The organism is Pseudomonas sp. (genome assembly GCF_049653025.1).
Lineage (GTDB): Bacteria > Pseudomonadota > Gammaproteobacteria > Pseudomonadales > Pseudomonadaceae > Aquipseudomonas.
Genome location: NZ_JBASFM010000007.1, coordinates 78,410 through 91,442, shown reverse-complemented (window position 1 = coordinate 91,442; position 13,033 = coordinate 78,410). Strand labels below are relative to the sequence as shown.

The following is a 13,033-nucleotide window of genomic DNA, read 5'->3' as shown; positions in this document are numbered from 1 at the left end:
TCTTTACCTTTATTCGCAGAGCCAACCCGATGCTGACGAGCTTTAGCCTGAGCCAGCTGATCCTGATCAGCGCTGCCTACCTGCTTATTCTGTTCGGCGTGGCCTGGGTCAGCGAACACGGCCTGATCCCGCGCTGGGTGATCCGCCACCCGCTGACCTACACCCTGTCGCTCGGCGTGTATGCCAGCGCCTGGGCCTTCTACGGCACGGTGGGTCTGGCCTACCAATATGGCTACGGCTTCCTCGCCAGCTACCTGGGGGTGTCCGGGGCGTTTCTGCTGGCGCCGGTGCTGCTCTACCCGATTCTGCGCATCACCCGCACCTACCAGCTGTCATCGCTGGCCGACCTGTTCGCCTTCCGTTTTCGCAGCACCTGGGCCGGCGCGCTGAGTACGGTGTTTATGCTGATCGGCGTACTGCCGCTGCTGGCCCTGCAGATTCAGGCGGTAGCCGATTCCATCGGCATCCTCACCCGCGAACCGGTGCAGGAGCGCGTGGCCCTGGCCTACTGCGGGCTGATCATTCTCTTTACCATCCTGTTCGGCGCACGGCATATCGCCACCCGCGAGAAGCACGAAGGCCTGGTGTTCGCCATCGCCTTCGAATCGATCGTCAAGCTGGTGGCGATCAGCGTGATCGGCCTGTATGCGCTGTATGGCGTGTTCGATGGCCCGCAGGACCTGCAATCCTGGCTGGTGCAGAACCAGTCCTCGCTGACCAGCCTGCACACCCCGCTGCAGGAAGGCCCCTGGCGCACCCTGCTGCTGGTGTTCTTCGCCTCGGCCATCGTCATGCCGCACATGTACCACATGACCTTTACCGAGAATCTCAACCCGCGCGCCATGGTCAGCGCCAGCTGGGGCCTGCCGCTGTTCCTGCTGCTGATGAGCCTGGCGGTGCCGCTAATTCTCTGGGCCGGCCTCAAGCTGGGGGCGACCACCAACCCGGAGTACTTCACCCTCGGCGTGGGTATCGCAGTGAATAGCCAGACCCTGGCGCTGATCGCCTATGTCGGCGGCCTGTCGGCCTCCAGCGGGCTGATCATCGTCTCGACCCTGGCGCTGTCGGGCATGGTGCTCAACCATGTGGTGCTGCCGCTGTACCAGCCGCCGGCCGAAGGCAATATCTACCGCTGGCTGAAGTGGACGCGGCGCGCGCTGATCCTGCTGATCATCATGGCCGGCTACGGCTTCTATCTATTGCTGGGGGCCGAGCAGGACCTGGCCAACCTGGGCATCGTCGCCTTCGTCGCCACCTTGCAGTTCCTCCCAGGCGTGCTGTCGGTGCTGTACTGGTCGACCGCCAACCGCAAAGGCTTTATCGCCGGGCTGCTGGCCGGTATCGGGGTGTGGGTGGTGAGCATGCTGTTGCCGATGCTCGGCAACCTGCAAGGCATCTACCTGCCCTGGTTCAACCTGATCTATGTGCTGGATGACAGCAGCTGGCACCTGGCGGCCATCGGTTCACTGGCGGCCAACGTGCTGGTGTTCACCCTGGTGTCGCTGTTTACCGAAGCCAGCGATGAAGAAAAAAGCGCCGCCGAAGCCTGCGCCGTGGACAACGTGCGCCGCCCGCAACGGCGTGAACTGCTGGCCAACTCGCCGCAGGAGTTTGCCGCGCAGCTGGCCAAACCCCTGGGGGCCAAGACCGCCCAGCGTGAAGTGGAACAGGCCCTGCGCGACCTCCATCTGCCCTTCGATGAAGGCCGCCCCTATGCCCTGCGTCGCCTACGTGATCGCCTCGAGGCCAACCTCTCCGGCCTGATGGGCCCTAGCGTGGCCCAGGACATCGTCGAGACCTTCCTGCCTTATAAGGCCGGCAGCGAAAGCTATGTCACCGAAGACATCCACTTTATCGAGAACCGCCTCGAGGACTACCACTCGCGCCTCACCGGCCTGGCCGCCGAACTCGACACCCTGCGCCGCTATCACCGCCAGACCCTGCAGGAGTTGCCGATGGGCGTCTGCTCGCTGGCCAAGGACCAGGAAGTCCTGATGTGGAACAAGGCCATGGAAGAGCTCACCGAAATCCCCGCGCAGCGCGTGGTCGGCTCGCGCCTGAGCAGCCTCGACGAACCCTGGCGTGGCCTGCTGCAGCACTTTATCGAGCTACCCAACGAGCACCTGCACAAACAGCGCCTGGCCCTAGACGGCCAGACCCGCTGGCTCAACCTGCACAAGGCGGCCATCGACGAGCCGCTTGCCCCCGGGAACAGCGGCCTGGTGCTGCTGGTCGAGGACCTGACCGAGCGCCTGGCGCTGGAAGCCAAACTGGTGCACTCCGAGCGCCTGGCGTCCATTGGCCGCCTGGCCGCCGGGGTGGCCCACGAAATCGGCAACCCGATTACCGGCATCGCCTGCCTGGCGCAGAACCTGCGCGAAGAACGTGAAGGCGACAGCGAGCTGACCGAGATCAGCGAGCAGATCATCGAACAGACCAAGCGCGTCTCGCGCATCGTCCAGTCGCTGATGAGCTTCGCCCACTCCGGCAGCCACCAGAACAGCGAAGAGCCGGTATGCCTGGCCGACGTGGCACGCGATGCCATCGCCCTGCTGGCGCTGAACCGCCGCAGCGTCGAAGTGCAGTTCTTCAACCTGTGCGACTCCGACCACTGGGTGGTCGGTGACCCGCAGCGCCTGGCCCAGGTGCTGATCAACCTGCTGTCGAATGCCCGCGATGCCTCGCCGCCCGGCAGTGCGATCCGGGTCAAAAGTGAGGCCTTTGAACACACCGTCGACCTGATCGTCGAGGACGAAGGCAGCGGTATTCCCAAAGCGATCATCGACCGTTTGTTCGAACCCTTCTTCACCACCAAGGACCCGGGCAAAGGTACGGGACTGGGCCTTGCACTGGTCTATTCAATCGTGGAAGAGCATTATGGACAGATAACAATCGACAGCCCGGCCGACCCCGAGCAACAGCGCGGCACCCGTATTCGGGTCAGCCTGCCGCGGCATGTCGAGGCGACGTCCATAGCGACTTAAACCAGCTACTAGAGAGCATGCCTGCCAGGCCTTTAGCCCAGCGGCATGCCCCGAGACCGTCGAGAGACCGAATTGATGCCTCATATTTTGATCGTCGAAGACGAAACCATTATCCGTTCTGCCTTGCGTCGCCTGCTGGAGCGCAACCAGTACCAGGTCAGCGAAGCCGGCTCGGTACAGGAAGCTCAGGAACGCTTCAGCATTCCCAGCTTCGACCTGATCGTCAGCGACCTGCGCCTACCCGGCGCGCCGGGCACCGAACTGATCAAGCTCAGCCAGGGTACGCCGGTGCTGATCATGACCAGCTACGCCAGCCTGCGTTCGGCGGTCGACTCGATGAAGATGGGCGCGGTGGATTACATCGCCAAACCCTTCGACCACGACGAAATGCTCCAGGCCGTGGCGCGTATCCTGCGCGATCACCAGCAGGCCAAGAGCGCACCAGCGCCGGCAGCCGGCACGGCGAAAGCCAGCGCCGACAAGGTGGTGGACAATAGCAACGGCGAAATCGGCATCATCGGCTCCTGCGCCGCCATGCAGGAGATGTACAGCAAGATCCGCAAGGTCGCGCCCACCGACTCCAACGTACTGATCCAGGGCGAGTCCGGCACCGGCAAGGAGCTGGTAGCCCGCGCCCTGCACAACCTCTCGCGGCGCGCCAAGGCCCCACTGATTTCGGTGAACTGCGCCGCCATCCCGGAAAGCCTGATCGAATCCGAACTGTTCGGCCACGAGAAAGGTGCCTTTACCGGTGCCAGCGCCGGCCGCGCCGGTCTGGTCGAAGCCGCCGACGGTGGCACGCTGTTTCTTGACGAGATCGGCGAGCTGCCGCTGGAAGCCCAGGCGCGCCTGCTACGCGTGCTGCAGGAAGGCGAGATTCGCCGGGTGGGCTCGGTGCAATCGCAGAAGGTCGACGTGCGCCTGATCGCCGCGACCCACCGCGACCTGAAAACCCTGTCGAAGATCGGCCAGTTCCGTGAAGACCTGTATTACCGCCTGCACGTAATCGCCCTCAAGCTGCCAGCCCTGCGTGAGCGCGGCAGCGACGTCAGCGAGATCGCCCGTGCCTTCCTGATTCGCCAGAGCACCCGTCAAGGCCGGCCAGAACTGAGCTTTGCCGCCGACGCCGAGCAGGCCATCCGTCATTACCCCTGGCCGGGCAACGTGCGCGAGCTGGAAAACGCCATCGAGCGCGCGGTAATCCTGTGTGAAGGCAACAGCATCTCGGCCGAGCTGCTCGGCATCGACATCGAACTGGATGACCTGGAAGACGACTTCAACGGGCTGCCCATCCCAAGCAACGGCATGGGCCACGAACCCAGCGAGCCGACCGAGGATCTGTCCCTGGAGGACTACTTCCAGCACTTCGTCCTCGAGCATCAGGACCACATGACCGAAACCGAGTTGGCGCGCAAACTCGGCATCAGCCGCAAATGCCTGTGGGAACGTCGCCAGCGCCTGGGTATCCCACGGCGCAAATCATCAGGCGCAACGGCAGGCTAAAGCACTGCGCCGGGGTGACAGATGTGTGCGGCAGAGGTTCCCTCAGCTGTTACCCATTCAACACCTAGTAACAAAAGCCGGGTCTTACGGTAACGAGAACCCGGCTTTTTTATACCCTCACCTCACTCACTAAAACACTCAAGGCCTTGTTTTTAAAGGGATTACAAAAACTGGCACGGGATCTGCTTTATTGCTGGCACAACAACAATAATAAGCACGCTGCAAACCTAATAAAAATAAGACGTACCGACTCCAGCACAATAAAAACAACAACGCGGAGGCGTAGCTAACTGATTCTTTTGGAAAGGAATTGCCTTTGGGGTTCGCCCCAAAACCAGGCCGAGAACTACAAAACTGCCCTAAGGCAGAGCCTGTACTGGTTGGGTCACTGTGTGATCATGGCAGCGTCAGCATCCAAAGCAATCCGTTTGCTCTTGACTCCCAGCCTGGGAGATCTTCCAAAAGTCTTTGACTGGATGGAACGGGCAAATCAACAAAAACAACAAGCCCGCCATAATAATAAAAACAGAGCACGCACCAATTTGGGGGGGAGCTTCGGCTCCCCCAGTAGCTTCAAACTCCCCGCCTGCAACAGTCTCCTGCCGTTTCCTGCATCAACCCCCGACTCAATGCTAGAATCCGCGCCATTCCTGCGGCCGACATATACTCTGGCCAGTCATTTCGTCAAACAGTGCCTCCCATGCTGAAAAAGCTGTTCAAGTCCTTTCGTACCCCCATCCGCCGTGGCACACACTCGCACAGCACGCCTGAAGTGCTGAGCAGCAGCCAGCACCCGATCGAGCGCGGTGAAATCAGCCGTTACGCCATCAGCGTGGTCGAACGCCTGCAACAGGCCGGCTACCAGGCCTATCTGGTTGGCGGCTGCGTGCGTGACCTGCTGCTGGATATCGACCCCAAGGACTTCGACGTCGCCACCAGCGCCACGCCGGAGCAAGTGCGCGCCGAATTCCGCAACGCCCGGGTGATCGGCCGCCGTTTCAAGTTGGTGCACGTGCATTTCGGCCGCGAAATCATCGAAGTGGCCACCTTCCGCGCCAACCACCCGCAGGGTGAGGAAGAGGAAGACAGCAACCAGGCCTCGCGCAATGAAAGTGGGCGCATCCTGCGTGACAACGTTTATGGCAGCCTGGAAGACGATGCCCAGCGCCGCGACTTCACCATCAATGCGCTGTACTACGACCCGAGCAATGAACGCATTCTCGACTACGCCAACGGCGTACACGACATCCGCAACCACCTGATCCGCCTGATCGGCGATCCGACCCAGCGCTACCAGGAAGACCCAGTACGCATGCTGCGCGCCGTGCGCTTTGCCGCCAAGCTGGACTTCGACATCGAGAAACACAGCGCCGCGCCGATCTACAAACTGGCCCCGATGCTGCGCGAGATTCCTGCCGCGCGCCTGTTCGACGAAGTGCTCAAGCTGTTTCTCGCCGGCTATGCGGTATACACCTATGAGCTGCTGGTCGATTACGGCCTGTTCGGACAGCTGTTCCCGGCCAGCGCCGAAGCGCTGAAGAGCAACCCGGATTACACCGACCAGCTGATCCGTAACGCCCTCGACAACACCGACCTGCGCATCCAGCAGGGCAAGAGCGTAACCCCGGCCTTCCTGTTTGCCGCCCTGCTCTGGCCGGCGTTGCCAGCACGGGTGATCAAGCTGCAGGATCGCGGCATGCCGCCAATCCCGGCCATGCAGGAAGCCGCTCACGAGCTGATCAGCGAACAGTGCCAGCGCATTGCGGTGCCGAAACGTTTCACCATGCCGATCCGCGAAATCTGGGATATGCAGGAACGCCTGCCGCGCCGCAGCGGCAAACGTGCCGACATGCTCCTGGAAAACCCACGCTTCCGCGCCGGCTACGACTTCCTTCTGTTGCGTGAAAGCGCGGGCGAGGAAACCGGCGGCCTCGGCGACTGGTGGACCCGTTATCAGGAAGTCAGCGACAGCGAGCGCCGCAACATGATCCGCGACCTCAGCAGCAAGGACGACGCTCCAGGCGCGCCACGCAAGCGCAAACGCAGCAACAGCAAGCGTAAACGCGGCCCGGCGGGCGAGAGCCCGAGCAGCCCTGCTGGCGAATAATGGAACGCGTCTATATTGGCCTGGGCAGCAACCTGGCCACACCGCTCGAACAACTGCGCAGCGCCCTGGCGGCGCTGGCCGCCTTGGCGCAAACCGAGTTGGTCGGCCAGTCCTCGTTCTATGCCAGCGATCCGCTCGGCCCGGCCGACCAGCCGCGCTACGTGAATGCCGTGGCGGCGCTGGACACCGCACTCAACCCCCTGGCCCTGCTCGATGAGCTGCAACGCATCGAACTGGAGCAAGGCCGCACACGCAAGGCCGAGCGCTGGGGCCCACGCACCCTCGATCTGGACATCCTGCTGTTTGGCGAACACCAACTGGACGAGCCGCGCCTGACGGTGCCGCACTACCATATGCACGCCCGCGCCTTTGTCCTCTACCCGCTGGCGGAAATCGCCCCCGCGCTGCGCCTGCCAGACGGCCGCGCCCTCAGCGAACTGCTCGCCGCCTGCCCGTTTGCCGGACTGGAGCGCCTGGTCGAGCCGGCCTAGACCGCCAGATACCCACAGATCGACCGCCGAGTCATGCCTCACCCGCCGCTCTACCCCCAGCTCCAGCACGGCACATTGGCGGTAACGCCAGTAACAGGCCGGTAACACCTGCAATTGACTTCGAGCCCCCCCATCAGGACTATAGGCGTCCCGTTGCCCCGCACCGGTGCAATTCGAGGCCAATGCAGGCCAACTTGAAGCAGCACAACTGCTGACTGAACGCCTGAGTGAGGACAGTTTTCATGCCTGATGTAACCCTGACCACCTTGCAAAGCCTCAAGCAGAGCGGCGAGAAAATCGCCATGCTGACCTGCTATGACGCCACCTTCGCCCAGGCGGCCTGTCAGGCCGGCGTCGATGTGCTGCTGGTGGGCGATTCCCTCGGCATGGTCTTGCAAGGCCATGACAGCACGCTGCCGGTGAGTAACGCCGACATGGCGTACCACACGGCCTGCGTCAAACGCGGCAACCAGGGCGCGCTGATCCTCGCCGACCTGCCCTTTATGGCCTATGCCACCGTTGAACAAGCGCTGCACAACAGCGCCGTACTGATGCAGGCCGGCGCGCATATGGTCAAGCTGGAAGGCGCGGCCTGGCTGGCCGAGTCGATTCGCCAGCTGGCCGAACGCGGCGTACCGGTGTGCGCGCACCTGGGGCTGACGCCGCAGGCGGTGAATATCCTCGGTGGTTACAAGGTGCAGGGCCGTCAGGAAGCCCAGGCGCGGCAAATGCGCGCCGATGCCATGGCCCTGGAGCAAGCCGGCGCGGCCATGCTGCTGCTGGAATGTGTACCCAGCGAGTTGGCGGCGGAAATCAGCCAGGCAGTGAAGATTCCGGTGATCGGCATCGGTGCCGGTAGCGCCACCGACGGCCAGGTACTGGTGCTGCACGATATGCTCGGCATGTCCCTGAGCGGTCGGACACCGAAGTTCGTGAAGAACTTTATGGCCGGCCAGAGCAGCATTGCCAACGCCCTCAGCGCCTACGTCAAAGCCGTCAAAGACCAGAGCTTCCCCGCCGCCGAACACGGGTTTTCTGCATGAATACAGTTAAAAGCGTGCGCGAACTACGTGCCGCTGTCAGTCAGGCTCGCGCCGAAGGCAAACAGATCGCCTTCGTCCCGACCATGGGCAACCTACATGCCGGTCACGCCGCCTTGGTCGAAAAAGCCGCCCAGCGCGCCGACTTCGTGGTCGCCAGCATCTTCGTCAACCCGCTGCAATTCGGCCCCAGCGAAGACCTCGACAAATACCCGCGCACCCTGCTCGCCGACCAAGAAAAACTGGTCGAAGCCGGCTGCCATTTGCTGTTCACCCCGGATGTCGAAGAAATGTACCCGCACGGCATGGACGGCCAGACCCGCGTTAGCGTGCCCGGCGTCTCCGAAGGCTTGTGCGGTGCCAGCCGCCCAGGGCATTTCGAAGGCGTGGCGACCGTGGTGAGCAAGCTGTTCAACATGGTCCAGCCGGACCTGGCGATCTTCGGCCAGAAGGATTTCCAGCAGCTGGCGGTGATCCGCACCCTGGTGCGCGACCTGAACATGCCGATCCAGATCATCGGTGAGCCGACCGTACGCGCCGAAGACGGTCTGGCGCTGTCCTCGCGCAACGGCTACCTGAATACCGAACAACGCGCCGCCGCGCCCGAGCTGTATCGCGGCTTGCAACAGCTGGCCGCCGCCATCCAGGCCGGTGAGCGTGACTACCCCGCCTTGATCGCCGCAACCCAGCGCCAGCAGATCGAAGCCGGCTTCCGCCCCGACTACTTAGAGGTGCGCGAGTCGAACAGCCTGCGCCCGGCAACGGCAGATGATCGCCAGTTGGTGATTCTGCTGGCCGCCTTTATCGGCAGCACCCGCTTGATCGACAACCTGGCCTTCGACCTGGACGCTACCGTTTAAGGCCCGCAAGCCCAGGCAGGTTGCCTGCCCCCCACCTCAGCCAGCTACACTCAAGGCCCGGATTGCTCCGGGCTTTTTGCATGGTTTACCCGCTTAAGAATAAGGAACACGCACCAATGGCCTATTACCAGCAGCCGCATGACGTCACCAGCCTGCCCGCGTGGCAGGCGCTGCGCGAGCATCGTCAGCAGATGAACGACTTCAGCATGCGCGAGGCCTTTGCCAGTGACCCACAGCGCTTCTCGCGCTTCTCCCTGAGCAGCTGTGGGCTGCTGCTGGATTACTCGAAAAACCTGATCAGCGACAAGACCCTGGAATTGCTGGTGCAACTGGCCGAACAGAGCCAACTGCCGGAAGCCATCCAGGCGCTGTTCAAGGGCGAGCGGGTCAACGCCTCCGAAGGCCGCGCCGCGCTGCACACGGCCCTGCGCAGCCCGATCGGCCGCAGCCTGAAGCTGGATGGCGTCGACCTGATTCCCCAGGTGCACCGCGTGCTTAACCAGATGACCGATCTGGTCGGGCGGATTCACAGCGGCCTGTGGCGCGGCTACACCGACAAGCCGATCACCGAGGTGGTGAATATCGGCATCGGTGGTTCCTTCCTCGGCCCGCAGCTGGTTTCCGAGGCGCTGCGCCCGTTCACCCAACGTGGCGTGCGCTGCCATTACCTGGCCAATATCGACGGCAGCGAGTTCCGCGAACTGACCGCGCGCCTGAACCCGCAGACCACTCTGTTTATCGTCTCGTCGAAGTCCTTCGGCACCCTGGAAACCCTGAAAAACGCCCTCGCCGCACGGGACTGGTACCTGGCCCTGGGCGGCCCGGAAGACCAGCTGCACAAGCACTTTATCGCCGTGAGCAGCAACCAGAAGGCCGCCGTCGAGTTCGGCATCAAGGCGGAAAACGTCTTCCCGATGTGGGACTGGGTCGGCGGCCGCTATTCGCTGTGGTCGGCCATTGGCTTGCCGATTGCCCTGGCCATCGGCATCTCCAACTTCAAGGAACTGCTGGCCGGGGCCTACGCCATGGACCAGCACTTCACCCAGGCCCCGCTGGCGCAGAACATGCCGGTGCTGATGGCCCTGCTGGGCATCTGGTACAACAACTTCTGGGACGCCAAGAGCCAGGCGATCCTGCCGTACGACCATTACCTGCGTAACTTCACCAAGCACTTGCAGCAACTGGACATGGAGTCCAACGGCAAGTCGGTGCGCCAGGACGGCAGTGCGGTCAATTTCAGCACTGGGCCAGTGATCTGGGGCGGCGTCGGCTGCAACGGCCAGCACGCCTACCACCAGTTGCTGCACCAGGGCGGCCAACTGATTCCGGCCGACTTTATCGTGCCGGTCAACAGCTTCAGCCCGCTGGCCGATCACCACCAGTGGCTGTTCGCCAACTGCCTGTCGCAGAGCCAGGCCTTGATGCACGGCAAGACCCGCGAGGAGGCCGAGAGCGAGCTGCGCGCCAAGGGCCTGAGTGAGGCCGAAGTGCAGCGCCTGGCACCGCACAAGGTGATCCCCGGCAACCGGCCGAGCAATATCCTCGCGCTCAACCGCGTCGACCCATTCAACCTCGGTGCGCTGGTCGCCCTGTATGAGCACAAGGTGTTCGTGCAAAGCGCCATCTGGGGCATCAACGCCTTCGACCAGTGGGGCGTCGAGCTGGGCAAGGAACTGGGCCAGGGCGTCTACCAGCGCCTCACCGGCCAACTCGACGAGCCAGCCAGTGACGCCTCGACCCAAGGCCTGATCCAGCACTTCCGCGAGCGCCATCGCGGCTAATTGCGGCAGAAACGCTGACGATATTCATCGGGGGTAATCCCCAGATGCTGACTGAAGCAGCGCCGCAGGTTGTACAGCGAGACGAAACCGCACTGCTCAGCCACCCGCTTGAGTGAGCGGGCACCCTGCTCCAACTGGCGACAGGCCGCCTCCAGGCGCAGCTGCTGCAGATAATGCCCCGGCGTCATCTGCAGCTCCTCGCGGCAACGGCGGTGCAAGGTGCGCACCGACAGCGCCAACCCCGCCGCCATCGCCTCATTATCCAGCCGCTGTTGCAGCCTGGGCTGCAGCCAGTGCTTGAGGCTTTCCGCCAGGCCGCCTGGTGCCCCGGTCTGTGCCAGCAGCTCGGCGCTGAACTGGCGCTGACCCCCGCTGCGCCTGAGTGGCAGCACCAGGTCCTTGGCCACGTCCAAAGCCATTGCCGGCCCGCAGTCTTCCTCCACCAGCGCCAGGCACAGGTCAATCCCGGCGGTCACTCCGGCCGAGCTGTAGCAGTTGCCATCCTTGATAAACAGCGCGTCGGCGCACACCTCGATACGCGCAAAGCTGCGCTGCAGCAGCTCGACGTAGCGCCAATGGGTAACCGCCATACGGCCATCCAGCAGCCCGGCCTGGCCCAGCAGAAAGGCCCCGGTGCACACCGAACAACAGCGCGCCAGCTGCTCGGCGGCCTGACGCAACCAGGCGGCCAACTGCCCGCCGGCCAGCGCCGGCATCACACCGAAACCACCAGCCACCAGCAGCGTAGCCCCAGCCAACTGGGCAAGCGCCGGCAAGGGCTCCGTCAGCAGCACCACGCCCGCCGAAGCGCGCACCTCGCCACCATGCTGCGAAACCAGGCGCAGGCGATAACGCGGCGGCAAACCAGCAGCCGCCAGATGATCGTTGACCACGGCAAAGACCTCCAGCGGCCCGCTGGCATCGAGCAACTGGAAATTGTCGAAGACCAGCAACAGAACGTCCTGCAGGTCACCAGGCGGTGACAGTGGAAAACCGTGCATATCACTCATCCTTGGTGCCTATTCACAGGCGCGCGAGCGTGCGGCATTGGCAGATATTCACTCATCAATGGCATTACTGCCAAACACACCCAGACGAGACTAAAGCCTCGACTGGAGACTGCCCATGCCTACTCGCCTTCTACTGCTCAGCCTGTGCCTCAGCCTGTTGCTCGACACGAACCACCTGCTTGCCGCAACACCGCCACCGATAACCGACGAAGCCATCGCCGCCTATGTGCCCCGCCACGGTCGCGCGCGCCCGGTGATTGCCGTGCTGGGCGAGAACCGCATGACCGAACTGGTCGATTTCGTGGTGCCCTACGGGATTCTCAAACGCGCCGATATCGCCGAGGTACTGGCCGTCGCCCCCGACCCCGGCAGCATCAGGATGATGCCGGCGTTGAGCTTTGCCGCCGACGCCAGCACGGCCGAGTTCGACGCACGCTATCCGCAAGGGGCCGATTACCTGATCGTGGCGGCGACTCACCATAACGACGACGCGCGCCTGCTCGCCTGGATTCGCGCGCAAGCGGGCAAAGGCGCAACTCTGCTGGGCATCTGCGATGGCGTATTCAGCCTGGCTCACGCCGGCCTATTGGACGGACACCGCGCCACCGGGCATTGGTACTCGGCCAGCGAACGCCGCGCACAATTCCCCCAGACCCAATGGCTGGAACAGCGCCGCTATGTGGTCGATGGCGCGGTGATCAGCAGCTCGGGGGTCAGCGCCGCCATGCCGGTATCCCTGGCCCTGGTCGAGGCCATTGCCGGGCGTGCGCGGGCGCAACAGCTTGCCGATGAACTGGGGCTGCCCGACTGGTCAGCCGCTCACGACAGCCGCCCCTTTACCCTGCACCGCGCCGACTACCTGACCCTGGCCGGTAACTGGCTGACGTTCTGGGAACATGAAACGCTGGCCATCCCCGTGCAGGCCGGGATCGACGAAATCGCCCTGGCCCTGACTGCCGATGCCCACGCGCGCACCTACCGCTCACAGGTGCTGAGCATCGCCTCGGCACCGTTGGTGACCCGCAGCGGCCTGCACTTGATCCCTGACCGCACGCGCAGCGCGCCGGATATGCGCACCCTCAGCCTCGCCAATGGTCCGGCGAGCCATGCCCTGCAGCAGGCCCTGGAGAATATCGCCAGCCAACACGGCCCTGCGACTGCACGCCTGGTCACTCTGCAGCTGGAATACCCCAGCCCCTACCTTGCGCCGGACTCGCCGCCCTAAGCGCCATGGCACTTGAACCGAGCACCCGCTTG

General features: G+C 63.5%; 9 protein-coding genes. 8 read left to right on the top strand and 1 reads right to left on the bottom strand.

The annotated features are described in order from the left end of the window. Positions 1 to 29 precede the first annotated feature (29 nt). The 7 genes from WBK23_RS07670 to pgi all read left to right on the top strand — a co-directional run bounded on the left by WBK23_RS07670 (position 30) and on the right by pgi (position 10,766). Positions 30 to 2,984 carry a sensor histidine kinase gene (locus WBK23_RS07670; RefSeq protein ID WP_424483390.1) on the top strand — a complete coding sequence of 985 codons (2,955 nt, stop codon included), beginning with the start codon at positions 30 to 32 and terminating at the stop codon, positions 2,982 to 2,984. A 75-nt stretch (positions 2,985 to 3,059) separates the two neighbouring features. After that, complete coding sequence (locus WBK23_RS07665) at positions 3,060 to 4,487, top strand: sigma-54-dependent transcriptional regulator (RefSeq protein ID WP_424483389.1); 1,428 nt, start codon at positions 3,060 to 3,062, stop codon at positions 4,485 to 4,487. A gap of 700 nt (positions 4,488 to 5,187) precedes the next feature. Continuing rightward, positions 5,188 to 6,594 carry a polynucleotide adenylyltransferase PcnB gene (locus WBK23_RS07660; protein ID WP_424483388.1) on the top strand — a complete coding sequence of 469 codons (1,407 nt, stop codon included), beginning with the start codon at positions 5,188 to 5,190 and terminating at the stop codon, positions 6,592 to 6,594. Further along, positions 6,594 to 7,085 (top strand): 2-amino-4-hydroxy-6-hydroxymethyldihydropteridine diphosphokinase, encoded by a 492-nt coding sequence (folK, locus tag WBK23_RS07655; protein WP_424483387.1) that lies wholly within the window; start codon positions 6,594 to 6,596, stop codon positions 7,083 to 7,085. Before WBK23_RS07660 ends, folK begins: the two co-directional genes overlap by 1 nt. Positions 7,086 to 7,327: 242 nt before the next feature. Beyond that, positions 7,328 to 8,128 carry a 3-methyl-2-oxobutanoate hydroxymethyltransferase gene (gene panB / locus WBK23_RS07650; RefSeq protein WP_424483386.1) on the top strand — a complete coding sequence of 267 codons (801 nt, stop codon included), beginning with the start codon at positions 7,328 to 7,330 and terminating at the stop codon, positions 8,126 to 8,128. Beyond that, positions 8,125 to 8,985, top strand: a complete 861-nt coding sequence (gene panC / locus WBK23_RS07645) for a pantoate--beta-alanine ligase (protein ID WP_424483385.1) — start codon at positions 8,125 to 8,127, stop codon at positions 8,983 to 8,985. Before panB ends, panC begins: the two co-directional genes overlap by 4 nt. A 116-nt stretch (positions 8,986 to 9,101) precedes the next feature. Further along, positions 9,102 to 10,766, top strand: coding sequence for a glucose-6-phosphate isomerase (gene pgi, locus WBK23_RS07640; RefSeq protein WP_424483384.1), 1,665 nt, complete (start codon positions 9,102 to 9,104; stop codon positions 10,764 to 10,766). Here pgi and WBK23_RS07635 read toward each other — a convergent pair. Then, positions 10,763 to 11,767: a GlxA family transcriptional regulator gene (locus WBK23_RS07635; protein WP_424483383.1), complete on the bottom strand. Its 1,005-nt coding sequence runs from the start codon at positions 11,765 to 11,767 to the stop codon at positions 10,763 to 10,765. The genes pgi and WBK23_RS07635 overlap by 4 nt on opposite strands. Positions 11,768 to 11,891: 124 nt before the next feature. On the opposite strand from WBK23_RS07635, the gene WBK23_RS07630 reads away from it, so the two are divergent. Next, complete coding sequence (locus WBK23_RS07630; protein WP_424483382.1) at positions 11,892 to 13,001, top strand: DJ-1/PfpI family protein; 1,110 nt, start codon at positions 11,892 to 11,894, stop codon at positions 12,999 to 13,001. Positions 13,002 to 13,033 lie beyond the last annotated feature (32 nt).